Below are 24,834 nucleotides of genomic sequence, written 5' to 3'. Positions count from 1 at the left end.
AGATATAATGCGAAATATTTCCAATATTGTTTTTTTACACGGTTAAAATAAATGATGGATGTTAAGGCTGCAATTCCTTCACCGGTGTACATGATTTGTAAAAAAAACTTTTGGAATTCAGTCATTGGTTTATTAATATGAATGCTTTAAAATGAAGATTAGTAAGTTTCCGAAATAGAATTTCCAGGTGGGATCAATGTTCCCAAATTTTCTCCAAGACCAGTGTCGTCATCATCATCTCCCAATCCTTTTCCATTGCGTGCATTTAACGCTAAAGATTTTCCTTCGGTATTTTGAAAAGGATTGAAATCATAATCAATAAGCTCTCCTGTTTCATTGGCTCTTTTCAATGTTGGGATTAGTACTAATGTATGTTTTTCAGCATATTCTGTTGGGACAGGATGTGATTGCATGATAGACCAGTTTTCTTGCTTCGGATAGGCAGAATAATAAAATCTGATTCCTAAATCTTCTGCAGATGCAGCTGGGTTCACTTTGGCTGCTTCTTCTTCAATCTTTGCAATGAAATTTTTTAATTTTGGAAGGTCAAACCAGATAGAATGAGCATCTTGCATTCCTAAAGCAGTATTAATAGCTGTCAGATGATTTTGACGGTAATTGTCGATCAGAGTCTGGATAAGACTGTTTGACATTATTCCAGGTTGTAGTGGGTTGTTTGATTCTGTATTCATAACTTAGTGGTTTACGGATAAAACTCAATTAATATGCAAATCTCGGAAAAAATATGGTAGAATAAGTATTGGTGAACAGGGAATTATACTGTTATTTTTACCGGGATTTTACGGATTGTATATATTAGCAAAAGCTTATAGAATTTTTACCTGAATGATAATATAAAAATAAGTGCTGCAGATTACTCTACAGCACTTATTCACAAAAATAATGTATATGAAAAAAACTATTTTATTGTTCAGTAGGCCTGAAAACCAACCCTGTTTCTACAAAATAATCCAGGGTGATTCTGTCTCCGTCATTTACTTTTCCTGCAAGAATCTCTTTAGATAATTTATTTAATACTTCCTGCTGTATTACCCTTTTTAATGGTCTTGCTCCGAAAGCAGGATCATAACCTTTGTCCATCAGGTAATCTACTGCATCCTGGGTGAAGGTCATAATGATGTTACGTTTCGCCAGCATTTCATTGAATCCTCTCAGCTGGTACTGAACGATTTTTCCGATTTCTTTTTTTCTTAAAGGCTGGAACAGTACAATTTCATCAATCCTGTTCAGAAATTCCGGACGAAGGGTCTGTTTCAAAAGATCAAAGACTTCTTCTTTTGTTTTATCCACAATTTCATCCTGATTTTCCTCCGTAAGGTTTTCAAAATTTTCCTGAATCAGGTGCGAGCCTAAATTCGAGGTCATTATAATGATTGAATTCTTGAAATTAACCACACGTCCTTTATTGTCAGTCAGACGCCCGTCATCCAAAACCTGAAGCAGAGTGTTGAAAACATCAGGGTGTGCTTTTTCGATCTCGTCCAAAAGCACAACGGAATAAGGTCTTCTTCTTACTGCTTCGGTCAACTGTCCGCCTTCATCATATCCTACATATCCCGGAGGCGCTCCTACCAATCTGGAAACACTGTGACGTTCCTGATATTCACTCATATCAATTCTGGTCATATTGTTTTCATCATCAAATAAGAATTCAGCCAGTGCTTTTGCCAGCTCGGTTTTACCAACCCCTGTTGTTCCCAGGAATAAGAAAGATCCGATTGGTTTTTTGTCATCACTTAATCCGGCCCTGTTTCTTCTGATTGCATCTGCAACGGCCTGGATCGCTTCGTCCTGTCCTACCACTCTGTGGTGCAGCTCGGTTTCCAGATGTAATAGTTTATCTCTTTCAGACTGTAGCAATTTAGTTACCGGAATACCCGTCCATTTTGCAATAACCTCAGAGATATTTTCTGCAGTTACCTCTTCTTTGATCAGTTCGTTCTGATGATTCTGCATTTCCAGCTCCACCTTGCTGAGCTCTTCTTCCTTTTCACGAAGTTTTCCGTACTGGATTTCCGCTACTTTGGCATAATCTCCGGCTCTGGAAGCTCTTTCTGCTTCCAATTTCAGAGACTCAATATCTTTTTTGATCTGGGTAAGATCTTCACTTTTCTGTTTTTCTTTCAGCCATTTGGCGTTGATCTCGTTTCTCTGTTCAGATATTTTGGCAATATCTTCTTTAAGGTGATCAATCTTGGTCTGGTTGCCTTCTCTTGAAATAGCGGCCAATTCAATCTCCATCTGCATCAGTTTTCTGTCCAGTACGTCCAGTTCTTCAGGCTTGGAATTGATTTCCATTCTCAGTTTTGCTGAAGCCTCATCAATAAGGTCGATAGCTTTATCCGGTAAGAAACGGTCTGAAATATATCTTTGAGACATTTCCACAGCAGCAATAATTGCCTCATCTTTAATTCTTACTTTATGGTGGGCCTCGTATTTATCTTTGATACCACGAAGGATAGAAATAGCAGATTCTGTATCCGGTTCTTCCACCATTACTTTCTGAAAACGTCTTTCCAGCGCTTTGTCTTTTTCAAAATACTTTTGATATTCATTTAAAGTTGTTGCTCCGATGGCTCTCAATTCTCCTCTTGCCAAAGCAGGTTTTAAGATATTGGCAGCATCCATTGCTCCTTCACCGCCTCCGGCTCCAACCAAGGTGTGAATCTCGTCGATGAAAAGAATAATCTGACCATCTGATTTGATGACTTCGTTCACAACCGATTTCAGACGTTCTTCAAATTCACCCTTATATTTTGCTCCGGCGATCAAAGCTCCCATATCCAATGAATATAATGTTTTGTCCATCAGGTTTTCAGGAACGTCACCACTGATAATTCTATGAGCAATTCCTTCAGCAATCGCTGTTTTACCAACACCGGGTTCTCCGATAAGAATTGGGTTGTTTTTTGTTCTTCTGGAAAGGATCTGTAAAACCCTTCTGATTTCTTCATCGCGTCCGATTACAGGATCCAGTTTGCCCTCTGCGGCTAATTCATTAAAGTTTTTAGCATATTTGTTTAAGGACTGATAGGTTTCTTCTGAGCTTGCAGAAGTCGCTTTGCTTCCTTTTCTTAATTCTTTGATAGCGCCTTCCAGCAGATTTTTGGTTACTCCCATATCCTTCAGCATTTTAGATACTTCAGAAGTGGTTTCCAAAAGTGCCAGCCATAAATGTTCAATCGTTACATACTCATCACCCATCTTTTTGGCAATATTGGGGGCATCCAACAATACTTTGTTGGCTGATTGTGAAAGATAAATGTTTCCTCCCTGTACTTTTGGAAGTTTTTCTAAATTTTCACGATTGCGTTCTCTTACTAAGGTTGCATCTGCTTCAGATTTTTTTAATAAGAAAGGCGAAATATTTTCATCTACCTGAAAAATTCCTTCAAGAAGATGTTGCGGCTCAATGCTTTGGTTGCCAAATTCCATTGCAACCTGTTGTGCTGCCTGGATGGCTTCCTGTGATTTTACAGTATATTGGTTTAAGTTCATATTTTATATATTTTTGGTAATGATTCGTTCAAAGTTCAGTTTTTAAAAACATCAAGAAACCAAATTCTGAGGCTCAGTTTCTTAATGCCATCAATTATTTAATCATTTAATTCGATGACTGTATCGCAAAAACTGTTCAATTATTAAATTTATAAAAAATACAGACAAAATTTCCGGATTTTGCATTTTTAACGGAAATTTAACTTGACAAAATTTCCGATTTCGCAATTATTTCTTTATAACTCATGAACAAATAGTCATATCCTTGTAAAGCAGTTAGTAAAATGGCGAAACCGGATCAGAATAAAAATGATCTTTTTCTTTTTAGCCTCAAAAAAATGGACAGTTTAAATCATAATAATTACTTTTGCATTTTACCAGATGGAACTAAAAGAAAAACAGAGAAAAATACTAGACGTAGCAGTTGAGCTTTTCAAAGAGAAAGGATATATGGGAAGCTCAGTAAGAGATCTTGCTACGAAACTCAATATCAAGGCGGCATCACTGTATGCGCATATCCGTTCAAAGGAAGAAATTTTGGAATGGATCTGTTTCGGCATTGCTCAGGAGTTTTTTGATGAGCTTCAGGAAGTAAAAAATACAGATATTGCTCCAAAGGAAAAGTTGAATTTATTTCTGGACAGGCATCTTTCTGTCGTTCTTAAAAACCGCGATGTTACTCATATTTATTCTAATGAGTGGAAACATCTTGAAGAAAGGCTTCCAGAATTTGTAGAATTAAGAAAAAACTACCAGCAGGAGGTAGAAGAACTGATTTCTGAGATCTACAAAGCCGAAGGCTGGGAGCTCAAATCACCATCATTTACTACAAGATTTATCCTCCATACCTTAAATAATTCTTATTTCTGGTTCAAAAGAAGCAGTGATTCCACGGATGAAATTACCGAAGAAATCAGAGAGAAAATCCTTTTCGGTTTGTTAGGAAACCAACATTCATAGGCCTTTGACAAGAAGAATCCTTAATACATTTTACATTATACTTTTTACAAGAAAAAGCATTGAGCTTTTATCTTGTTATTTAGAATCATTCGAAATATGACAAAAGTCATAAAAATTTTGCCAGCTTCCAAAATCTTTTTAAATTTACACCTAACAAATGTTAGTTAGTTTTATGGATTTTTCAGTTGAATATCTGGAGCTGGGTCAGTTGAGACAGCTTCAATCCGACCGGTTGATCAGCCTGATCAGCTATTTGGGAGAGAAGTCGGAATTTTATAAAAAGAAATTTGATGAATTGCAAATATCTCCACAGAATATAAGGTCGATTGAGGATATCACGAAACTTCCCATTACTTACAAACAGGATTTAAGAGATAACTATCCGTTCGGATTATTTACAGTCCCTAAAAGCGAGCTTCAGCGTATTCACTGCTCAAGCGGTACCACGGGAAAACCAACGGTAGTAGGATATACAAAAGAAGATGTGGATCTTTTCAGTGAAGTAGTGGCAAGATCTTTACATGCTGCAGGAGCGAGACCGGGAATGCAGCTGCATAATGCATATGGCTACGGAATCTTTACCGGAGGATTAGGCCTTCACTACGGAGCAGAAATGCTGGGAATGAGTGTTCTTCCTATTTCAGGGGGAATGACGGCAAGGCAGGTAGATCTGATTGTGGATTTTAAGCCGGAAGTGATTTGCTGTTCTCCGTCATATGCTTTAACAATTGCAGATGAATTTGCCAAGAGAGGAATATCAGCAGATGAAATCAGTCTTAAATATGCGGTTTTAGGTTCAGAGCCATGGACCGAAATCATCAGAGGTCATATTGAAGAAAGATTGGGAGTTCATGCTACCAATATTTACGGATTAAGTGAAATTATCGGACCAGGAGTTTCTATGGAGGATTTTGAAGAAAAAGGAGGAGCTTATATATGGGAAGATCATTTTTATCCTGAAATTTTAGATCCGATCACTAAGCAGCCTGTTCCTTTCGGAGAAGAAGGTGTTTTGGTAATTACCACTTTAACGAAAAAAGCAATGCCGCTTTTACGGTACTGGACCAATGACATTACAAGCCTTTACTATGATGAAAATGCTAAAAGGACAATGGTGAAAATGAAACCTATTGTTGGCAGAGCTGATGATATGCTGATAGTAAGAGGAGTGAATGTATATCCAAGTCAGATTGAAGATGCTTTCTCTTACGTAAAGGGGGTGGTTCCCAATTACTATCTGACACCGGTGGAGAAAGAGCATATGTGCATTGCGTTGGATATTGACGTAGAAATAGATGATGAGATGGTAAAGTCTCAGAAAATAGAAGCGAATACCGATGATTATTTTAATTTTGTCGGGAACTTCGGAAAAAACATAGAAAACGAGATAAAAAAACGGGTAGGGATCACTACAAAAGTAAAAGTTCATGCCCAGGACAGTTTGCCAAAGTGCGAAGGTGGAAAAATTAATAGAATACTCAAAAAATAATGAATTCATTTTATAAACTTAAAACAGTTAAAGTTCAGAAAGACACTCCCGATGCGGTAAATGTAGCGGTAGAAATTCCTGAAGAGCTGAAAGATAAGTTCAGATTCAAACAGGGACAATATCTGAATTTCCGAATGATGATCAATGGAAATGAGGAAAGACGTTCTTATTCTATCTGTAATGCTCCAAGTGAAAAAAGCAATACACTGGAAGTATTGGTTAAATTATTGGAAAACGGAAAAGTTTCAGGATATTTCAATGAGCATCTTCATATGGATGAAATGCTGGAAGTAATGCCTCCAATGGGTGGTTTCAATACCTCTTATCATCCAAGTAACGTGAAAACTTATATCGGTTTGGCTGCAGGAAGCGGAATTTCTCCTGTGCTATCCAATATCAAAGAAAGCCTTTATCAGGAACCCAATTCAAATGCTTATTTGTTCTATAGCAACAGAAGCATGAATCATGTAATGAAAAAAGCTGAAATTGATAAGCTGGTGGAGACTTTTAAAGGAAGACTGAAAGTTATTTATTTAGTAAGCCGTGAAAAACATGAAGATCCCATTTTTGAGGGAAGAATTTCTCCTGAAAAATTAGATCTGCTGTTTGAGAGATATCCGGATATTGATGTCAAAGAATCGACATACTTCATTTGTGGACCTGCAGAAATGATCAAAGGTATTGCAGATTACCTGAAGAAAGATAAAAAAGTTCCTGCTATTCAGGTGTTATTTGAATATTTCACGGCTCCTGATGAAGAGAATACCGAGGAGATGAGCGATGAATTCAAGGCCATTGCCAATATTGAAAGTATGGTGACCGTAATCATTGATGATGATGAATATTCGTTCCACCTTAATTCCAAAAAAGAGAGTATCTTAGATAAAGCATTGAAAGACAATCTACCTGTGCCTTTTGCATGTAAAGGAGGGGTTTGCTGTACGTGTAAAGCGGAAGTTTTGGAAGGAGAAGTTTTCATGGAGAAAAACTATGCGCTTACCGAAGAAGAAGTAGCGAGAGGCTACGTTCTTACCTGCCAATGTCACCCGACAACCAATGTGGTGATGCTTAATTATGATGTTTAAAAATTAATGTAACAATATAACAATTTACCAATATAACAATCATTGGTACATTGCTAGATTAACACATTGTTAAATTGAAAAAATTATGGACTTAGAAAAATTTGTTCAATACGTTCACGAAGAAAATAAAGTAGAACCAAAAGATGTAATGCCTGATGATTACAGGAAACTATTGGTTCGTCAGATTTCACAGCACGCCCATTCTGAAATCGTAGGAATGCTGCCGGAAGCCAACTGGATTTCCAGAGCTCCTTCATTGAGAAGAAAAATGGCTCTTTTGGCAAAAGTTCAGGATGAAGCAGGACATGGTTTATACCTTTATTCCGCCACTGAAACTTTAGGAGACGGAAGCATCAGGGCAGACAGAGATGCTACTTACGACGATATGTTGGAAGGAAAAGCAAAATATTCAAGTATCTTCAACTATCCTACCTTAAGCTGGGCCGATATCGGAGCTATAGGCTGGCTGGTAGACGGTGCTGCTATCATGAACCAGGTAATGCTGATGGGGAATTCTTACGGTCCTTATTCAAGAGCGATGGTGAAAATCTGTAAAGAAGAATCTTTCCACCAGAGACAGGGATATGAAATCCTGATGGCACTTTGCCGTGGAACGAAACAGCAGAAAGAAATGGCTCAGGCTTCATTAAACCGTTTCTGGTGGCCGGCTCTAATGATGTTCGGACCTAATGATGACAGCTCGCCAAACTCTAAAATCTCTATGAATTACAGAGTAAAAAGAGAAAGTAACGACAGTCTTCGTCAGAGATTTATTGATGTTACGGTCTCTCAGGCTGAATTCTTAGGGCTGACGATTCCAGACAAAGATCTGAAATGGAATGAAGAAAGACAGCATTACGATTTCGGAGAACTTCCCTGGGATGAATTCATGGAAATCTTAAAAGGAAACGGCCCCTGCAATAAAAAGCGTATCGAAACGAAACGAAAAGCGCAGAGAGAAAATGCCTGGGTAAAAGAAGCAGCGATCGCATTTGCAGAAAAACAACAAAAAGAAGTAATATAATAATGTAACAATATACCAATGTAGAAATGTAACAATCATTGTCATGCTGAGCCTGTCGAAGCATCTCATTGTTAAACTGGTACATTGATACATTGTTAAATTAATTTGACTATGGCAAATTTAGATATGTGGGAAGTGTTTATTCAGACTAAACCGGGATTATCCCACAAACACGTAGGAGTTGTGCAGGCACCAACAGCAGAAATGGCTTTGCAGAATGCCAGAGACGTTTATACAAGAAGAAAAGAAGGAACTTCTGTTTGGGTAGTTCCAAGTAAATACATCGTGACTTCTGAAGGAGTGGATAAAGAAGCTTTCTTTGATCCGGCTGATGACAAGCTATACCGTCATCCAACTTTCTACGAGATTCCCAACGATGTAAAAAATATGTAATTAATAAAGACTTCAAGATGTGAGATCTCAGATACTGGACTTTTTTGTCAATCTGAAATCTAGCATCTGAAATCTGAAATCTACTAAACAATGAACCCATTATATAATTATTTATTAAAACTAGCAGACGACAGTTTCATTATGGGACAGCGTTTGTCTGCATGGTGCGGTGAAGGTCCTTACTTGGAAGAAGATATTGCATTAACGAATATTGCGCTGGACGAACTTGGGCAGGCGAATAACTTTTACGTTTACGCTTCAAGAGTGATCGATAACGGGAAAAGTGAAGACGATATTGCATTTTTAAGATATGAACATGAATATCTGAACGCACACTGGACAGAACTTCCCAATGAAGATTATGCTCAGACGATTCTGAAAGTTTACGTTTTTGCAGTGTATCAGAAACTGATGTATGAGGCTTTATCAAATTCTGCTAATGAAGAATTGGCAGCTATTGCTCAAAAGTCATTAAAAGAAGTAAGATATCACTATACTCATGCTGCTTCCTGGATGAAAATTTTTGCTCAGGGAACAGAAGAAAGTAAATCCCGTTTGGTAAAAGCTGTTGAAAATATCTGGGAATATACGAAAGGCCTTTTTGCGAAAACAGAAGGTGAGGGTGATCTGGTTGCTTTAAATATTGCTCCGGATACAGATGCCCTTTATGAAAAATTTCTTGTTATTACAAAGAAAGATTTTGCAGATTTCGGGTTGGAATATCCATCAAATCCTTTCATGCAGCCAAAATCCAGAACAGGATACCATACAGAGTATTTCGGATATATCCTTTGTGAGCTTCAGTATATGCAGAGAGCATATCCTGGATGTACGTGGTAAAAAGTCATGAAGAAATTGCTTCTGGGAATATTGGCTTTTTTCCTTGCGGTATATGTGATATTATGTATTGGGCTTTATTTCTATCAGGAGAAAATTATTTTTTATCCGGAAAAACTACCGGAAAATTACAAATTTAAATTTGATAATGATTTTGAAGAAGTAACGATCAGAACAAAAGATAATAAGAATTTAAATGCTGTATTATTTAAAGCACAAAACCCAAAAGGAGTCATCTTTTATCTTCATGGAAATGGAGGGTCAGTTAAAGATTGGGGAGCAGTAGCTCCATTATATCAAGGTATGAACTATGATACGTTTATACTTGATTACAGAGGCTATGGAAAAAGTGAAGATAAAATTAGCAGTAAGGACCAGCTTTTTTCGGATGTTGATACTGCTTATAAAGAGCTTTTGAAAAGATATCCTGAGAATAAGATTATTATTTTAGGATATTCTGTAGGAACAGGATTAGCTGCAAAATTAGCTTCCATGCATAATGCAGGATTATTGATTTTACAGGCACCGTATTACAGTATGAAAGATGAAATGAATCAGAAATTTTCATTCCTTCCGAAGTTTTTACTGAAATATAATTTTGAGACTTGTGAATATTTAAAAACCGTTCAGTCACCAGTCGTTATTTTTCACGGTGATAAAGATGAGGTTATTAACTATAAAGCCTCTTTAAAACTTAAAAATAACTTTAAAAAAGGTGATCGTCTGATTGTATTAAAAGATCAGTATCACAACGGCATAACAGATAATTTGGATTATCAGAATGCAATGAAAGCAATTCTTGATTCTGATAAAAAATAAGATATGAATCAGCTTTTAGATTTATTAAAAACAATTCCCGATCCGGAAATTCCGGTCATTGATATTGTGGAATTAGGAATTGTAAGAGAGGCACAGGTTACAGGTGAAAATACCTGTGAAGTGATCATTACACCTACTTATTCTGCCTGTCCTGCGATGTTTACCATTGAGGAGGATATTGTCAAAATGATGAAAGAAAACGGATGGGATGCGAAAGTGGTAACCAAGATGTTTCCGATCTGGACAACAGACTGGATTACTGATGAAGCGAGGGAAAAACTCCGTGTGTACGGAATTACCCCTCCGGAAAAAGGTGCAGACGAACATCACATCGGGAAACCGAAAAAATGTCCGCGTTGTGGTTCTGAACATACCAAGCAGATCAGCAGATTTGGATCTACCTTGTGTAAGGCATCTTATCAGTGTTTAGACTGCCTGGAGCCGTTTGATTATTTTAAATGTCATTGATGAGTTATTCATCCATCCGTAACTAATTTTACGGCTATGCAAAGCATAACGAAGGAATTGTTAGAATGTTAAATTATTAGACGGTTACGTTAATTTATATTGTTAAATTAGTGCGTTGTTAAATAATAAAATAATAAAACTATGTATACACAACTCGATATTGAAACGCATTTTGACGGAAAGCTTAAAATCGCCTATCTTAATCAACCGGAAACCATGAACGCCCTTACAAAGCCTGCTTTAGCAGATCTTAGGGATTTTGTCAAAGAATGCAGCGAAGACGAAACGGTAAGATGTGTTGCCATTTCCGGAAGAGGAAGAGCATTCTGCTCAGGACAGAATCTGGATGAAGCTTTCGTGGTAGGAAAAGAACATCATGATCACGACATCATCAGAAAAATTGTGGTAGATTATTACAACCCTTTGGTTTTGGAAGTTACCCGCTGCAAAAAACCGGTTATTGCTTTAGTCAACGGTCCAGCGGTAGGAGCTGGGGCTATGTTGGCTTTGATCTCTGACTTCGTTTTAGCTAACGAGAAAGCATATTTTGCTCAGGCATTTTCAAATATCGGCTTGATTCCTGATACAGGAGGAACGTATTTCTTACCAAAACTATTGGGGCGACAGTTAGCTAATTATTTAGCATTCACAGGTAAAAAATTATCTGCAGAAGAATCTAAAGCTTATGGTCTTGTAGCAGAAGTTTTCGGTGAAGAAGAATTCGTTCCAAAATCTATGGAAATTCTTGAAAGAATGGCGAACATGCCGACAGCAGCCATTAAGCTTACGAAAAAAGCATTTGCCAATTCTTATAACAATACATTGAAAGAACAGCTTGAACTGGAAGGAGATCTTCAGCAGGAAGCTGCAGAAACAGAAGACTTCATTGAAGGAGTAAATGCCTTTTTACAGAAAAGAAAACCTAATTATAAAGGAAAATAAAAAGATTGTACAATGTAGAAAGTAAAATGTACCATGTACACCGATAATACTTTTTACATTGTACATTTTACATTGTACAAAATGAAAAATATTGGAATTATCGGTGCCGGAACAATGGGAATCGGCATTGCACAGGTAGCCGCAACGAACGGATGCAAAGTATGGGTGTATGACGCCAACGCAAAACAAGTAGAGTCGGCAACGGTAGGTCTGGAAAAAACACTGACTAAATTGGTGGATAAACAAAAAATTTCGGCGGAGAAAATGACTGAAATTTTAGCTAATATTTCCATTGCTACAGAATTGAAGGATTTCAAAGATTGTGAGCTGATCATTGAAGCCATTATCGAAAACAAAGAGATCAAAACCAAAGTGTTTACAGAGCTCGAAAATTACGTTTCAGAAAGCTGTATTCTTAGTTCCAATACCTCATCTATCTCTATCACCTCTCTTGGTGCAGAACTAAAGAAGCCGGAGCGTTTCATCGGAATCCACTTTTTCAATCCGGCTCCATTGATGCCTTTAGTGGAAGTTATTCCATCCCTATTAACAGAAAAAACATTAGCAGAAAAAATATACAACCTCATGAAAGAATGGGGGAAAACCCCTGTTATTGCCAAAGATATTCCCGGATTCATCGTCAACAGAATTGCCAGACCTTATTATGGGGAAGGCTTAAGAATTGTTGAAGAAAACATCGCAACACCGGAACAGGTAGATGATGCCATGAAAACTTTAGGAAACTTCAAAATGGGACCTTTCGAATTGATGGATCTCATCGGGGTAGATGTAAACTTTGCCGTAACAACTACTGTTTACAAAGACTATTTCTACGATCCGAAATACAAACCATCTTTATTGCAGCAAAGAATGTCTGAAGCAAAACTTCATGGCAGAAAAACAGGAAAAGGTTTCTACGATTACAGTGAAGGAGCAGAAAAACCTGTTGCTCAAAAAGAGGATGCTTTATACCAGCAGATCTTTTTAAGAATCATTTCCATGTTGATCAATGAAGCGGTTGAAGCGAAAAGATTAGGAGCAGCCAATGACGAAGATATTGAACTGGCCATGCAGAAAGGCGTCAACTATCCAAAAGGTTTATTAAGCTGGGGTAAAGAAATCGGGTATGCAAAAATCTCCGAAACCCTTCAGAATCTTTACGAAGAATATCAGGAAGAAAGATACAGACAAAGCCCACTGCTCCGTAAATTATAAAAAATGTACCAATGTATCAGTATACCATTATTTTGTAAGCATTGGTGCACTGATACATTGTTAAATTATTACATTAAAAAATGAATATAGATGAATTCAGGGCTGAGCTGGAAACCAGGCTTCTAATTGAGAAACAGTATTTAACTCAGGAAGCCTCCTCTGTTGATGAGCAGGAAAGACTTGAGTTGCTGGGAAAGTTTAATGAAAAATATAAAGAACTGATCAAAAGATTGGCTAATGAAAATGGAATTGATTTAAACGCATCCTATCCCTCTGAAAATTCATCAGACTCAGAAAATCTTTCATACGGGCAGATCATTCTGGGTAAAACAATGAATGTTTACGACAGGCTATCCGATGAGCTGTATGAAGACATAACAAACATATAATTAATAGAAATGAATCCAAGACAAGTAGCAGATTATATGTTCAATCAGGATTATTTTTCCCAGTGGATGAATATCAGGATGATTGAAGTAAAAGAAAATTACTGTTTAATAGAAATGCCTATCAAAAAGGATATGCTGAATGGGCTTAAAACAGTTCATGGCGGTGTTACCTTTGCATTTGCAGACTCTGCGCTGGCATTTTCTTCCAACAATACCGGAGATGCGGCTGTAGCCTTGAACTGTATCATTAATTTTACCAAAGCAGGGAGAGAAGGAGATGTTTTCAGGGCAGAAAGTGTTTTGGTGAACGATACAAGGAAAACAGCAGTGTATGACATTCAGATTACCAATCAAAATCAGGAACTGATTGCAAAATTTGTAGGAACAGTCTATAAAATCGGCAAAAAAGTAACCGACTTATAAAACTAACCCAGACATCAGATCAAACAGAATGAAAAAAATATTTGTATTACTTTTCGGGATTTCAACCCTTTTGATCAACGCTCAGCAGAAAGTGAACGAAGTGTTGAAAAAAGAACTTGATGATATCATGAAGGTAGATCAGGGATACAGAATGCTTTTTGATACTGAGATCACTCCCGGGAAAAAGGAGCAGCTGTTGAAAGATCTGAATATTGACAAAGAGGAGTTTAAAAAGAAAAGCTGGCAGATGGTTGCAGAACACGATAGTCTGAACATACAGAAAATTGAAAATATTATTGCTCAATATGGCTATCCGGGGAAAACACTGGTAGGAGAACCTACCAATCAGGCGGCCTGGTATGTCATCCAGCATTCAACAAAAATTGGAAAATATCTGCCTCTCATTAAAGAAGCCGGAAAAAAGAAGGAAATTCCTTTCACCTGGGTTGCTATGATGGAGGACAGATACCTGATGCAGCAAGACAAGGAACAGATCTATGGAACACAAGGAAAAGGTGAAATGACAAAAGATAAAGATGGAAAACAGGTCTTTGTCAATTTTGTATGGCCGGTACAAGATCTCAAAAATGTTAATAATAGAAGAAAAGAAGCAGGTTTCGATTCTACCATTGAAGAAAATGCCAAAAGAATGTTCGGACCAGACTTTAAATATGAACCTTATACTTTAAAACAGGCTTTAGAACTAAGAAATAAAAACAAATAAATCTGGTATTGTTACACTGTTACATTACTAGATTATTACATTAAAATATTTATGAACAACGTATACATCATAGACTATGTCAGAACTCCCATCTCAAAATTACAGGGAGGATTATCAGAAGTAAGAGCCGATGATCTGGCTGCTATTGTGATCAAAGAAGTAGTGGGAAGAAATCCTGAAGTTCCTGTTGAGGAAATTGAAGATGTTATTTTCGGTTGTGCCAATCAGGCTGGTGAAGATAACAGAAACGTTGCAAGAATGGGGCTTTTACTGGCTGGTCTTCCGTATAAAATCGGTGGAGAAACTGTAAACAGGCTGTGTGCTTCAGGAATGTCCGCCGTGGCAAACGCTTTCCGTTCCATAGCTGCAGGAGAAGGAGAAATTTATATTGCCGGAGGGGTAGAACATATGACGCGTTCTCCTTATGTAATGTCAAAACCAAGTGCTGCTTTCGGAAGAGACAGCCAGATGTTTGATACGACTTTCGGATGGCGTTTTATCAACCCTAAAATGAAAGAATTATACGGCGTTGACGGAATGGGGGAAACTGCCGAAAATTTAGCAGATATTCACCAGATCAACAGAGAAGATCAGGATAAATTTGCCCTTTGGTCTCAGCAGAAAGCGACAAGAGCTCAGGAAAGCGGAAGACTGGCAGAAGAAATTGTAAAAGTTGAAATTCCGCAGAGAAAAGGAGATCCTGTCGTTTTCGAAAAAGATGAATTTATTAAACCTTCTTCATCCATGGAAGGTCTGGCCAAACTTCGTCCGGCTTTCAGAAAAGAAGGAACAGTAACCGCAGGAAACGCTTCCGGAATGAATGACGGAGCAGCTGCTTTGATTTTAGCAAGCGAAGAAGCGGTTAAAAAATATGGATTGAAACCAAAAGCAAAAATTCTGGGATCTTCTGTAGCAGGTGTTGAACCAAGAATTATGGGAATCGGACCGGTAGAAGCTACTCAAAAGCTATTAAAAAGATTAAACCTTTCGCTTGAAGATATGGATATCATCGAACTGAATGAAGCATTTGCAGCACAGGCACTGGCTGTAACCAGAAGCTTAGGTTTGAAAGATGATGACGCAAGAATAAATCCGAACGGAGGTGCCATTGCAATCGGCCATCCACTGGGCGTTTCCGGAGCAAGAATTGTAGGTTCTGCTGCCATGGAGCTTCAGAAACAGGACAAAAAATATGCATTGTGTACCCTTTGTATCGGTGTGGGACAGGGATATGCAATGGTCATTGAAAAAGTATAGCTTTTTAAATAATGTAACAATATAACAGTTATCAATGGTAACAATATTGAATCTATTGCTAGACTGTTATATTGCTAAATTGGTATATTAAATTAAAATTCTATGAACATCTATTCATACCACGGGATTCGTCCCATTATAAAGTCATCTGCTTACATTCATCCGCAAGCAGTCATTATCGGGAATGTGGAAATTGGTGAAGAAGTATATATTGGTCCCAATGCGGTAATCCGTGGAGACTGGGGAAAAATTATCATTAAAGACGGAGCCAACGTACAGGAAAACTGTACCCTGCATGTTTTCCCGAATATAGAAACCATATTGGAAGAATCTGCACACATCGGACACGGAGCTATCATTCACTCAGGACACATTGGGAAAAACTGTCTGATCGGAATGAATTCCGTGGTAATGGACAAAGCCTATATCGGTGACGAAAGTATTGTTGGGGCATTGGCTTTTGTACCGGCGAATTTCAGATGTGAACCAAGAAAACTGGTTGTAGGAAGCCCTGCCAAAATTATCCGCGATGTTTCCGATGAAATGATTCATTGGAAAACAGAAGGAACGAAATTATATCAGGAATTGGCGAGAGAAGGGAAAGAAGCTATCCTGCCTTGTGAGCCGTTTACGGAATATGTTCAGCAGATCCCAACTAAAGTTGTTGATTACAGTATCTGGGATGATATAAAATAGTATGAATTTTAAAATAATTGATGATAATCAAACCAAACGGGTTTCTAAAACCCGTTTGGTTTAATAAAAAATAAATATGCTAAAAAAAATAGCACTTACATGTAGTATAATGTTGGCGATGAATAGTGTGGTGTCAGCCCAGACAGTTACTACAAAACCGCTTACAATAGGAGAAGTGAGGACGCTTAAGTCTAAAATGTTAAATGAAGACAGAACGTTGAATATTTACCTTCCACAGGGATATGATAAAACAAAATCGTACCCTGTGATCTATTTGTTAGACGGAAGTATGAATGAAGACTTTATTCACGTGACAGGATTAGTACAATTCTTTAATCAGATGTATTCCATGCCGGAAACCATTGTGGTGGGAGTTGCTAATGTAGACCGAAAAAGGGATTTTACCTTTCATACAGATTTAAAAGACCTGCAGAAAGATTATCCTACAACAGGACATTCAGATAAGTTTATTACATTCATGGAAAAAGAATTAAAACCTTATGTGGAAAGTCAGTTCAAAACTACGGACAAATATTTGTTCGGGCAATCTTTAGGAGGGCTTCTGGCAACAGAAATCCTTTTGAAAAAACCGGAAATGTTCAATAACTATTTTATCATCAGTCCAAGCTTATGGTGGGATGACGAAAGTCTTTTAAAAGAGGCGCCTCAATTACTTTCAAAATCTCCGGATACGAAAAAATTTGTTTATGTGTCTGTAGGAAAAGGAGAACACCCGGTGATGGTAAAAGATGCTGAGGCTTTCTACGATGTTTTGAAAAAAGCAGGAAAGAAAAACTGGACATTGGAATATAAAATGATGGAAACAGACAATCACGCAACCATTCTTCACAGAAGTTTATATGAAGGACTGGTGAAAATGTTTCCTTATCAGGAACCGAAATAAAAAATAAATGTAATAATATACCAATGTGAAAATGTAACAATAAATCCATAGCAAACAATTATTGATAAACTGTTACACTGCTGCATTGATAAAGTAAATATTTTATGGAAAAGTTAAAAAACTATATCTACGGACAATGGGTAGAAGGTACCGGAAACGGAGTCCCTTTGTACAATGCCGTTACAGGAGAACAGGTAGCTGTTTCCGATACAGAAGGGCTTAATTTTGAACAGGCTCTTGACTACGGAAGAACCGTAGGATATAAAAACCTTTCTTCAATGACTTTCTACGACCGTGGGGAAATGCTGAAAAAAGTGGCACTTTACCTGTTGGAAAGAAAGAAAAAATACTACGAATTATCATACAAAACAGGAGCTACCCACGTGGATTCATGGGTGGATATTGAAGGAGGTTTCGGAACATTCTTTACCTACTCCGGACTGGCAAAAAGAATGCTTCCCAATACTTCATTTTGGGTAGATGGAGACACTCAGAAGATTTCTGCTAACGGAACTTTCTTGGGAACCCATATTCTAACACCTAGTGAAGGGGTTTCTGTACAAATCAATGCGTATAATTTTCCTGTTTGGGGAATGTTGGAAAAACTGTCCACATCTTTATTGGCAGGGGTACCTTCTATTGTAAAACCATCTCCTTTCGGATCTTACCTTACCAATGCTGTATTTCAGGATATGATTGAAAGTGGAGTATTGCCTGAAGGAGCTGTTCAGTTAGTGTGCGGAGAGCCTGGAAATATCTTAGATTATGTACAGGATGGAGATTCTGTATTGTTCACAGGTTCTGCCCTTACAGGTAGAAAATTAAAATCACTTCCTTCTATTGCAGGAAATGCGGTTCGTTTCAATATGGAAGCAGATTCCCTTAACTGTTCTATTCTTGGATTGGAAGCAAAGCCGGGAACTCCGGAATTCGATCTATTCATCAAAGAAGTTCGTAACGAAATGACTACAAAAGCAGGACAGAAATGTACTGCAATCAGAAGAATCATCGTTCCTGAGCACTTAATTGGTGATGTTCAGAATGCTTTGTCTAAAGCTTTGGATCAGACAAAAATCGGAAACCCGTTAAGCAGGGAAACCAAAATGGGTTCTTTGGTGGGAAGGCAGCAATATGAAGAAGTTCTGAGAAAAGTAAACCTATTAAAATCAGAAACCGAACTTGTCTATGACGGAAAACATGAACTGGTAGATGCCAACTATGAAAATGGAGCATTCATGAGTCCGAAACTATTCCTGAACGACAAGCCTTTCGAAAAAAATATATCTCATGACGTAGAAGCTTTCGGTCCGGTATCTACATTAATGCCATATAAAGATGCTGAAGAAGCAGCTGCACTGGCAAAAAGAGGAAAAGGAAGCTTAGTAGGATCTATCATTTCCCATGATGAGAACTTTATTGCCGAAACTTCATGGAAAATGGCTTCCCAGCATGGAAGAATCTTTGTACTGAACAGAGATAATGCCAAGGAAAGTACAGGCCACGGTTCTCCACTTCCAACATTAATGCATGGAGGTCCTGGTAGAGCAGGTGGTGGCGAGGAAATGGGTGGATTGAGCGGTCTTCATTTCTTCCTGCAGAAAACAGCTATTCAGGGATCACCAGATGTATTGAAAGCAATTACCAAAATCTATCAGCAGGGAGCAGAGAAAAACTTCTCAGACAAACATCCTTTCCAGAAATATTTTGAAGATGTGGAAGTGGGAGACTCTTTAGAAACCGCAGGAAGAACCGTTACGGAGGCAGATATCGTCAATTTCTCCAATGTTTCATGGGATCACTTCTACGCGCATACAGATGCTACAAGCTTAACAGGTACTATCTTTGATAAAACCGTAGCTCACGGATATTTCATTCTTTCAGCAGCAGCAGGACTATTTGTTTCCGGTAAAAAAGGACCTGTCATTGCCAATTACGGATTGGAAGACTGCAGCTTCTTCAAACCGGTATATGCAGGAGATACCATTACTGTTTATTTAACGGCAAAAGAAAAAATAAACAGAGGAGTAAAAGGAAGAAATATTCCTTCAGGTGTTGTAAAATGGCTGGTTGAAGTTGTAAACCAAAGAGATGAGGTAGTTTGCGTGGCAACAATCTTAACATTGGTAGCAAAACAATCCCCTTTCATTGATCTGAATTTGAAAAATGTTCAGAAAATACTGAATGGATTAACAGAAAGTACACCTCCACTTTGGGGAAAAATGTCTCCTCAGCAGATGTTAGAACATCTTGAACAGGCGGTATTGGTAAGCTTTGGAGAGCCCGAAGCAGAAAAATGCTTTACTCCGGAAGAAAATCTTGAAAAATGGCAGGATTCTCTTTACAACCACAGAGCAATGCCAAAAGAATTTACAGCTCCATTCCTTCCGCAGGACGGTTCACTTCCGGAACAAAAACACAAGAATCTGGAAGCCGCAAAATTGTCATTCATGGGCAACCTGAAAAAGTTTGTGATTTATTACAAAGAAAATCCACAGGCAGAACACATGAATTATGTTTTCGGAAAACTGAACAAAGAAATGTGGGAACTGATGCACAAAAAGCATTTTACGCACCACTTCCAGCAGTTTGGATTGATTTAATTCAAAATAAAATATAAATTTATAGCCCTTTTAGTTTTACATTAGAGGGGCTTTTTCATGACCCTTGTCAAGGGTAACAGATAATAAAAATTCCATCCAGCTTTAATTGTATTGATATTTTAATAAATTCAAAAAAATCATGAAATCTTTAAAAATCACTATTGTCTTTTGTGCTTTTTTATTTTTACTCTTTTTGTCCTGTTCGGGAAATCCTAAGCGAGATAAAGACGGCTATTTTTCTGAAGAAAAATTTGTGGATAGCTTGAATGCTGGAGAAAAAAGAAAAACTAAAGTTGAGTTTGAGAAGTTCAGACATACAGGTAATGGCGATGTATTTGTGTCAATTAAGTTTTATAAATCGGAAAAAAAGTGGATAAAAGGTGAAAAAACAGATATTGACATCTGGAGACTTACAAACAGTTTTAAGTTTGATAAAGATGGAGTAACAGGCTTAGATGTTCAGATCAGTGATTTTAATAATGATGGGTTTAATGATATAACCTATCAAAGTGCTATCGCCGGAAGAGGAGGGAATATCGTGATGACATTATTTGTTTATGATCCTGATAATAAAGATTTCATACACATTAAAAATTCTGAATCCTATCCGAACTTAACTTACAATGAAAAATTACACTGTATCAATTCTTTAATTTTGACAGGCTCTACCACAACGGTATTTCTTACAATCAAGAAAGACGCTCTGGAAGAGTTTGCCAGAGTAGATGTTTCTGATAAAATAGTGGTAGAAGAGAAAGGAGGTGACGGAAAATTCAGAGTTGTAGAAGAAAAACCATTCAAAGGAAATGATGAAGATTTTTATAAGACTTTTAAAAACTATAAGCCTTTAGAATATTAAGAGTATCTGTAAAAAAACGTTTTCTATTTTATTTTCGGGATTTAAGTTTGAAATATCCATATAACAAAAGAGGTAAAGCAAATATCTGGAACAAGAAAACAAGCAGTGAAGGAATGCCTTCCAGATGGCTTTCATTAGCTTTCACAAAGAGCTGCCTGCCTAGCGGTCCATTTGAGAAGATGATAATATTAAACAAATTCCAACCCAGGTGGAGACCTATAGTAAGGTATAGCGATTTTGTTTTAGCAAAAGACAGAGCCAGCATCCATCCAAAGATAGCAGTCATTACAAAAATAATTGCCATCTGAAAAGGATTTCCGAAAGCATTATAAGAAAACCAGTGATAGATACCGAAGCAGGCAGCAGAAAAAAGACACGCTTTAGTACTTCCCCATTTTTCAATAGCAAGATAAAGCAAAGCACCTCTGAAAAGCAATTCTTCAAATAATACAGATTTCAGAACCCACCATGAGCTCATTAATGCTGCCGAAAATGTTAGTTGCTTGTTCAGTATCCAGGTGTTATTGATGAATGCAGTTGTCAGAATATGGTACAGAGTACAAATCCCAGCAGCCAAAAGAAAACCAATGCTCCAGTACATGAGTCTTGTTGAGTTGGGCTTAAATCCTAAAACAGAGAAATCCCTTTTTGCTATGAATTTAAGGAGAAGCCATGAAATGATAAGCTCAATGATAATTCCGATCATGGGTTAAAAGTTTTTGATAGAATGAAAATCCTATTTTGTTGAAAACGAATATAATAAAAAAATAAATATAAATTAACAGCGAAAAATGAAAGCCAAAATAGGGCGATACAACTCCTTCTGATAATAATTTATATGAGTTACTCCTGGGTTCTGGCTATTTTTCATACATTAATAAGCGCTTTAAAATAGTGATTTCATGAACACAACTTTTGCAGACCATATCATTGAGTTTAATAAAAGTCTTAGATATACAGGAACTCTTCCTGAAGGATTTGAAGTTCTGAATCCCTATTTGGATAATCCCGAAACATTGACGGTTATGCAGAAATTTTATCAAAAGTACTATGATGATTCATCCCGGAGAAAATTTATGATTGGAATTAACCCCAGCCGACATGGAGCAGGGGTAACAGGGATTCCGTTTACTGATACAAAAAGGTTGGAAAACGTCTGCGGAATAAAAATGGAATCCGCCCATACTCATGAAATTTCTTCTGTGTTTATGTATGATATGATTGAAGAATATGGTGGTGCAGACCTGTTTTACAGAGAGGTTTATATCAATTCTCCGTTTCCGCTGGCTATCGTGAGAAAAACAAAAACCGGCTGGCTTAATGCCAATTATTATGATGATAAAGAATTATTCAATTCAGTAAAAGATTTTATGATCGAATCTCTGAAGAAGCATATCAGTCTTAATCTGGACACCTCAGAAGTTTTTATTCTGGGTAAAAAGAATGCAGATTTTATTTCAAAATTAAACAAAGAAGCAAAATTGTTTGATACTATGACCGTTCTGGAACATCCAAGATATATTCAGCAGTATAAATCAAAAGAAAAACAGCTTTATATAGACAAATATATTTTAGCTTTGAAAAAATGACAAAATCCCTTTATTGAAAGGGATTTGCCATTTATGAATTAGAATCTTTAAGGGAACATGGAACTTATGTGCAATTTCATGGTGTTTAGTTTTTAATAACTTTGGTAGATTCTGTTGCTGTTTTGATAATATAAACTCCTTTTGGAAGCTCTGAAATATTGATTTCATTATTCCCTTTCTGAGTTTGTACCGTTTTCAGCAGTTTACCATCGAGGTTATATACTTTAGCTTCACTGGCTTTTTCAGTCGTGATAGAAAGAGGCCCGTTGGTTGGATTGGGATAGACAGTCATGTTTTTTTGAGTGCTTTTAGCTTCTGATGTACCTAATACAAGATTGCTGTCTTTTACCCAGGTAAAAGCATCTAAACCTACGTAACGGAAGGCTCCGTTTGCAGTGATCTGCAGCTCATCAATTACAATGTTTGAATAATTTTGCCCGTTTAAGTTGGTAAGATCAATCAGTGTATATCCATTTGTGGTACCTAAACCTGTTGCAAATCCTGTAGTTTTGGTTTGTGTAAATTTTGTTACACCACTTAGCTTTCCGGTTACTGTAAGAGTCCCGGCCACATTCAGATCCAGGTTTAACGATGACAGGAACATCCAGAACCTGTTTACCTTAAATAAATTAGATGTAGTTTTAATACTAAATGATGGCGGAAACTGAGAGTCATTGGAATTATCAATGTACCGGTTATCATTCGCTGTTCCGCTCCAGCCTGTTCCCGGAAAATTCGCCTGAATGTCAAAGACACTTACATGTGAAATGATATTGAAAATGACTCCATTATCGGTGAAGCTTGTACTCCCGTTCGATTCCGTTTCAAATAATTCTGTACTGGTCTGCCCGAATGAGAAAATTGAAATGAGCAGACTACAGATGGTTAAAAAAGTAGTGCTTTTCATAATGTTTGTTTTAAATGTTAGGTTATAGTATGAATATTAATCCCTTGGTGGATAAATGCCTTCAACACAAATGATATAATTTAAGCCAAGATAAGGCGGCATATTATTTACCGGGATATTCTGCCCGATATAAGAAATACTTAGAGGATTAATGGTTGTATCAGGGTTGGCATCATTTACAAAACTTGGTACCGCGTTGAAATCTCTTCCCACTTGTGTTCCTGAAATAGCAATGGTTGAGGTGGCAGTAGGAGTAGATGAATTGGCATTCTTATTGGCTACTTTAAGCTGAAACCCGGCACCTATACTTGGAAGATTTGATGATAAAAGAGTATTTTGTGTAGTACCGGAAACTATTCCCAAAGGATAATTTTCTCCGGAATTGACATTTCCTGCCCCTAAAGCCATACGTCCTTTTAAGTTGGGTAAAGCGAAAGTCGTGATACCGTCTCCACCATAAGTGGTTCCTAAAATAGAGAATAAGGCAGAATTTCTGGAAATACTGATTAAGCTTCCATCGCAAAACATCCAGCCTCTGGGTGCGAAATTTCCTGCAAATAATTTTACAATTCCAATGTACTCGTCCATGATAATACGTTTTTAGTTTTAAATTTCTTACTCTGTTACAGGCTTTTCAGATTCCGCCATAGGTTATTATTTCTTAGTCCAAAGGAACGATTAATAGCTACGAGGTACTAGAGTAGAAAATACCAAATTGAAAACTCCGTATTTCTACGTAATAATGCCATGAATTATGCTGGCTTAAAAAGAAAATATGGGATTTAAGTTTCTCTGAACGAGCTGTATTTCGTATTTTTGTAAGAATCCAATAAAAATAAAAATGAGCGAATTTGTAGCATCAGAAATTAAAAATAATATTGCCGAAATCAGTTTCGGAACCCCTAAAAGTAATTCTCTGCCGGGAGCAATTTTAGAAAAACTTGCAGCAACCATCCTTGAAGAAGGATCGAAAGATGAGGTAAAAGCTATCCTGGTAAAAAGTGAAGGTGAGAAAGCATTCTGCGCAGGAGCAAGCTTTGATGAACTTTTAGCGATTGAAGAGCTGGAAGCTTCCACACAGTTTTTCGGTGGTTTTGCTAAAGTTTTAAATGCCATGAGAAACTGCGGAAAGATCGTGGTTGTTAGAGTTCAGGGAAAAACAACTGGCGGCGGAGTAGGAATTGCTTGTGGGGCGGACTACTGTTTTGCAACAAAAGACTCAGCTTTAGCACTTACTGAGATTAATCTTGGAATAGGACCTTTTGTAATAGGACCTTATGTAGAAAGAAAAATCGGAAAGTCACAATTCTCCGCAATGGCCATTGATGCTGATTTCAGATCTGCCGAGTGGGCTGAACAGCATAATATTTATCATTCTGTTTCAGATACCATCCAGGAAATGGATGATAAACTGGAGAAGTTTTTACAGACACTAGCTTCAAGAAGCAGTGATGCTTTAGCATTAATTAAAAAAGTTTCGTGGGAGGGGACGGAACACTTCAATGAACTGATGCCTGCAAGAATTCATATGAGTGCCAGTCTTATCCTTGAAGATTCTGCCAAGAAAAATATTGAATCCATTAAAGAAAGGTTAAGAGTGAAATAATTTTCCTCTTAATTTTTAAATAGAATAATTCTCATTCAACATACTATCCGGAGAAACAAAATTTTTCTCCGGATTTTTTAATTTATAGTGTTAAAATCGGTTATGAAAATTATTTTCAAAATTTTACAG

Annotated in this window: 25 protein-coding genes; 20 read left to right on the top strand and 5 right to left on the bottom strand. The window is 37.2% G+C overall.

Annotated elements, in window-relative coordinates; all coding sequences use genetic code 11:
* Positions 1–158: 158 nt before the first annotated feature.
* A complete protein-coding gene (locus CRS_RS22190; RefSeq protein WP_142726135.1) occupies positions 159–692 on the bottom strand; it encodes a hypothetical protein in 534 nt (177 codons plus the stop codon).
* A 232-nt stretch (positions 693–924) separates the two neighbouring features.
* Positions 925–3,519, bottom strand: coding sequence for an ATP-dependent chaperone ClpB (gene clpB / locus CRS_RS22185; protein WP_142726134.1), 2,595 nt, complete (start codon positions 3,517–3,519; stop codon positions 925–927).
* Between the two features lie 381 nt (positions 3,520–3,900).
* Between clpB and CRS_RS22180 the strand changes: the two genes are divergently transcribed.
* From CRS_RS22180 to CRS_RS22095, 18 genes are all read left to right on the top strand, one after another.
* Positions 3,901–4,479 (top strand): TetR/AcrR family transcriptional regulator, encoded by a 579-nt coding sequence (locus tag CRS_RS22180; protein WP_142726133.1) that lies wholly within the window; start codon positions 3,901–3,903, stop codon positions 4,477–4,479.
* Between the two features lie 172 nt (positions 4,480–4,651).
* The gene (locus tag CRS_RS22175) at positions 4,652–5,968 is read left to right on the top strand and encodes a phenylacetate--CoA ligase family protein (protein ID WP_142726132.1); all 1,317 of its coding nucleotides are present in this window, start codon (positions 4,652–4,654) and stop codon (positions 5,966–5,968) included.
* A complete protein-coding gene (locus CRS_RS22170) occupies positions 5,968–7,053 on the top strand; it encodes a 2Fe-2S iron-sulfur cluster-binding protein (RefSeq protein WP_142726131.1) in 1,086 nt (361 codons plus the stop codon). Before CRS_RS22175 ends, CRS_RS22170 begins: the two co-directional genes overlap by 1 nt.
* Before the next feature lie 85 nt (positions 7,054–7,138).
* On the top strand, positions 7,139–8,077 hold the full coding sequence (gene paaA / locus CRS_RS22165; RefSeq protein WP_142726130.1) for a 1,2-phenylacetyl-CoA epoxidase subunit PaaA: 939 nt from the start codon (positions 7,139–7,141) through the stop codon (positions 8,075–8,077).
* A gap of 111 nt (positions 8,078–8,188) precedes the next feature.
* Positions 8,189–8,470: a 1,2-phenylacetyl-CoA epoxidase subunit PaaB gene (gene paaB / locus CRS_RS22160; protein WP_027373980.1), complete on the top strand. Its 282-nt coding sequence runs from the start codon at positions 8,189–8,191 to the stop codon at positions 8,468–8,470.
* A 90-nt stretch (positions 8,471–8,560) separates the two neighbouring features.
* Positions 8,561–9,310, top strand: a complete 750-nt coding sequence (gene paaC / locus CRS_RS22155; protein ID WP_142726129.1) for a 1,2-phenylacetyl-CoA epoxidase subunit PaaC — start codon at positions 8,561–8,563, stop codon at positions 9,308–9,310.
* 6 nt (positions 9,311–9,316) lie between these two features.
* Positions 9,317–10,126 carry an alpha/beta hydrolase gene (locus CRS_RS22150; RefSeq protein WP_142726128.1) on the top strand — a complete coding sequence of 270 codons (810 nt, stop codon included), beginning with the start codon at positions 9,317–9,319 and terminating at the stop codon, positions 10,124–10,126.
* Between the two features lie 3 nt (positions 10,127–10,129).
* Positions 10,130–10,594: a 1,2-phenylacetyl-CoA epoxidase subunit PaaD gene (gene paaD / locus CRS_RS22145; protein WP_142726127.1), complete on the top strand. Its 465-nt coding sequence runs from the start codon at positions 10,130–10,132 to the stop codon at positions 10,592–10,594.
* A gap of 141 nt (positions 10,595–10,735) precedes the next feature.
* On the top strand, positions 10,736–11,536 hold the full coding sequence (locus CRS_RS22140) for an enoyl-CoA hydratase/isomerase family protein (protein WP_142726126.1): 801 nt from the start codon (positions 10,736–10,738) through the stop codon (positions 11,534–11,536).
* Positions 11,537–11,617: 81 nt separating this feature from the next.
* Positions 11,618–12,751, top strand: coding sequence for a 3-hydroxyacyl-CoA dehydrogenase NAD-binding domain-containing protein (locus tag CRS_RS22135; protein ID WP_142726125.1), 1,134 nt, complete (start codon positions 11,618–11,620; stop codon positions 12,749–12,751).
* Between the two features lie 80 nt (positions 12,752–12,831).
* The gene (locus tag CRS_RS22130; RefSeq protein WP_142726124.1) at positions 12,832–13,140 is read left to right on the top strand and encodes a hypothetical protein; all 309 of its coding nucleotides are present in this window, start codon (positions 12,832–12,834) and stop codon (positions 13,138–13,140) included.
* A gap of 9 nt (positions 13,141–13,149) precedes the next feature.
* Positions 13,150–13,563, top strand: coding sequence for a PaaI family thioesterase (locus tag CRS_RS22125; RefSeq protein ID WP_142726123.1), 414 nt, complete (start codon positions 13,150–13,152; stop codon positions 13,561–13,563).
* A gap of 28 nt (positions 13,564–13,591) precedes the next feature.
* On the top strand, positions 13,592–14,287 hold the full coding sequence (locus tag CRS_RS22120; RefSeq protein WP_142726122.1) for a DUF6624 domain-containing protein: 696 nt from the start codon (positions 13,592–13,594) through the stop codon (positions 14,285–14,287).
* Positions 14,288–14,338: 51 nt separating this feature from the next.
* A complete protein-coding gene (gene pcaF, locus CRS_RS22115) occupies positions 14,339–15,544 on the top strand; it encodes a 3-oxoadipyl-CoA thiolase (protein ID WP_142726121.1) in 1,206 nt (401 codons plus the stop codon).
* A gap of 102 nt (positions 15,545–15,646) precedes the next feature.
* Positions 15,647–16,240: a transferase hexapeptide repeat family protein gene (locus CRS_RS22110; protein WP_142726120.1), complete on the top strand. Its 594-nt coding sequence runs from the start codon at positions 15,647–15,649 to the stop codon at positions 16,238–16,240.
* A gap of 76 nt (positions 16,241–16,316) precedes the next feature.
* Entirely contained in the window at positions 16,317–17,144 is an 828-nt protein-coding gene (locus CRS_RS22105; protein WP_142726119.1) for an alpha/beta hydrolase, read from the top strand.
* Positions 17,145–17,248: 104 nt separating this feature from the next.
* Positions 17,249–19,744 carry a phenylacetic acid degradation bifunctional protein PaaZ gene (gene paaZ / locus CRS_RS22100; protein WP_142726118.1) on the top strand — a complete coding sequence of 832 codons (2,496 nt, stop codon included), beginning with the start codon at positions 17,249–17,251 and terminating at the stop codon, positions 19,742–19,744.
* Between the two features lie 139 nt (positions 19,745–19,883).
* Positions 19,884–20,603 (top strand): hypothetical protein, encoded by a 720-nt coding sequence (locus CRS_RS22095; protein WP_142726117.1) that lies wholly within the window; start codon positions 19,884–19,886, stop codon positions 20,601–20,603.
* A 28-nt stretch (positions 20,604–20,631) separates the two neighbouring features.
* Here CRS_RS22095 and CRS_RS22090 read toward each other — a convergent pair whose 3' ends face one another.
* Complete coding sequence (locus tag CRS_RS22090; protein ID WP_142726116.1) at positions 20,632–21,309, bottom strand: CPBP family intramembrane glutamic endopeptidase; 678 nt, start codon at positions 21,307–21,309, stop codon at positions 20,632–20,634.
* A 196-nt stretch (positions 21,310–21,505) separates the two neighbouring features.
* Between CRS_RS22090 and CRS_RS22085 the strand changes: the two genes are divergently transcribed.
* On the top strand, positions 21,506–22,192 hold the full coding sequence (locus CRS_RS22085; RefSeq protein ID WP_142726115.1) for an SMUG2 DNA glycosylase family protein: 687 nt from the start codon (positions 21,506–21,508) through the stop codon (positions 22,190–22,192).
* A gap of 85 nt (positions 22,193–22,277) precedes the next feature.
* Here the strand turns inward: CRS_RS22085 and CRS_RS22080 are convergent, their stop codons facing one another.
* Together CRS_RS22080 and CRS_RS22075 are read right to left on the bottom strand one after the other, a co-directional pair.
* Positions 22,278–23,099, bottom strand: coding sequence for a T9SS type A sorting domain-containing protein (locus tag CRS_RS22080; RefSeq protein WP_142726114.1), 822 nt, complete (start codon positions 23,097–23,099; stop codon positions 22,278–22,280).
* Positions 23,100–23,135: 36 nt separating this feature from the next.
* Positions 23,136–23,687: a phage tail protein gene (locus CRS_RS22075; protein WP_142726113.1), complete on the bottom strand. Its 552-nt coding sequence runs from the start codon at positions 23,685–23,687 to the stop codon at positions 23,136–23,138.
* A 253-nt stretch (positions 23,688–23,940) separates the two neighbouring features.
* On the opposite strand from CRS_RS22075, the gene CRS_RS22070 reads away from it, so the two are divergent.
* Entirely contained in the window at positions 23,941–24,705 is a 765-nt protein-coding gene (locus CRS_RS22070; protein ID WP_142726112.1) for an enoyl-CoA hydratase/isomerase family protein, read from the top strand.
* Positions 24,706–24,834 lie beyond the last annotated feature (129 nt).

This window comes from Chryseobacterium sp. ON_d1 (assembly GCF_006829085.1).
In the GTDB taxonomy this organism is placed as follows: domain Bacteria; phylum Bacteroidota; class Bacteroidia; order Flavobacteriales; family Weeksellaceae; genus Chryseobacterium.
The sequence above is the reverse complement of the archived record's forward strand: the minus strand, read 5'-3'. Positions and strand labels throughout refer to the sequence as shown.

Excerpts from the sequence above, each read along its gene's own strand:
- clpB (WP_142726134.1), bottom strand. The coding sequence starts at position 3,519 with ATGAACTTAAACCAATATACTGTAAAATCACAGGAAGCCATCCAGGCA.
- CRS_RS22190 (WP_142726135.1), bottom strand. The coding sequence starts at position 692 with ATGAATACAGAATCAAACAACCCACTACAACCTGGAATAATGTCAAAC.
- CRS_RS22095 (WP_142726117.1), top strand. The coding sequence starts at position 19,884 with ATGAAATCTTTAAAAATCACTATTGTCTTTTGTGCTTTTTTATTTTTA.
- CRS_RS22125 (WP_142726123.1), top strand. The coding sequence starts at position 13,150 with ATGAATCCAAGACAAGTAGCAGATTATATGTTCAATCAGGATTATTTT.
- paaB (WP_027373980.1), top strand. The coding sequence starts at position 8,189 with ATGGCAAATTTAGATATGTGGGAAGTGTTTATTCAGACTAAACCGGGA.
- CRS_RS22170 (WP_142726131.1), top strand. The coding sequence starts at position 5,968 with ATGAATTCATTTTATAAACTTAAAACAGTTAAAGTTCAGAAAGACACT.
- CRS_RS22090 (WP_142726116.1), bottom strand. The coding sequence starts at position 21,309 with ATGATCGGAATTATCATTGAGCTTATCATTTCATGGCTTCTCCTTAAA.
- paaC (WP_142726129.1), top strand. The coding sequence starts at position 8,561 with ATGAACCCATTATATAATTATTTATTAAAACTAGCAGACGACAGTTTC.
- CRS_RS22105 (WP_142726119.1), top strand. The coding sequence starts at position 16,317 with ATGCTAAAAAAAATAGCACTTACATGTAGTATAATGTTGGCGATGAAT.
- CRS_RS22180 (WP_142726133.1), top strand. The coding sequence starts at position 3,901 with ATGGAACTAAAAGAAAAACAGAGAAAAATACTAGACGTAGCAGTTGAG.
- CRS_RS22110 (WP_142726120.1), top strand. The coding sequence starts at position 15,647 with ATGAACATCTATTCATACCACGGGATTCGTCCCATTATAAAGTCATCT.
- pcaF (WP_142726121.1), top strand. The coding sequence starts at position 14,339 with ATGAACAACGTATACATCATAGACTATGTCAGAACTCCCATCTCAAAA.
- CRS_RS22150 (WP_142726128.1), top strand. The coding sequence starts at position 9,317 with ATGAAGAAATTGCTTCTGGGAATATTGGCTTTTTTCCTTGCGGTATAT.
- CRS_RS22080 (WP_142726114.1), bottom strand. The coding sequence starts at position 23,099 with ATGAAAAGCACTACTTTTTTAACCATCTGTAGTCTGCTCATTTCAATT.
- CRS_RS22175 (WP_142726132.1), top strand. The coding sequence starts at position 4,652 with ATGGATTTTTCAGTTGAATATCTGGAGCTGGGTCAGTTGAGACAGCTT.
- CRS_RS22130 (WP_142726124.1), top strand. The coding sequence starts at position 12,832 with ATGAATATAGATGAATTCAGGGCTGAGCTGGAAACCAGGCTTCTAATT.
- paaZ (WP_142726118.1), top strand. The coding sequence starts at position 17,249 with ATGGAAAAGTTAAAAAACTATATCTACGGACAATGGGTAGAAGGTACC.
- CRS_RS22140 (WP_142726126.1), top strand. The coding sequence starts at position 10,736 with ATGTATACACAACTCGATATTGAAACGCATTTTGACGGAAAGCTTAAA.
- paaA (WP_142726130.1), top strand. The coding sequence starts at position 7,139 with ATGGACTTAGAAAAATTTGTTCAATACGTTCACGAAGAAAATAAAGTA.
- CRS_RS22075 (WP_142726113.1), bottom strand. The coding sequence starts at position 23,687 with ATGGACGAGTACATTGGAATTGTAAAATTATTTGCAGGAAATTTCGCA.
- CRS_RS22070 (WP_142726112.1), top strand. The coding sequence starts at position 23,941 with ATGAGCGAATTTGTAGCATCAGAAATTAAAAATAATATTGCCGAAATC.
- CRS_RS22085 (WP_142726115.1), top strand. The coding sequence starts at position 21,506 with ATGAACACAACTTTTGCAGACCATATCATTGAGTTTAATAAAAGTCTT.
- CRS_RS22120 (WP_142726122.1), top strand. The coding sequence starts at position 13,592 with ATGAAAAAAATATTTGTATTACTTTTCGGGATTTCAACCCTTTTGATC.
- CRS_RS22135 (WP_142726125.1), top strand. The coding sequence starts at position 11,618 with ATGAAAAATATTGGAATTATCGGTGCCGGAACAATGGGAATCGGCATT.
- paaD (WP_142726127.1), top strand. The coding sequence starts at position 10,130 with ATGAATCAGCTTTTAGATTTATTAAAAACAATTCCCGATCCGGAAATT.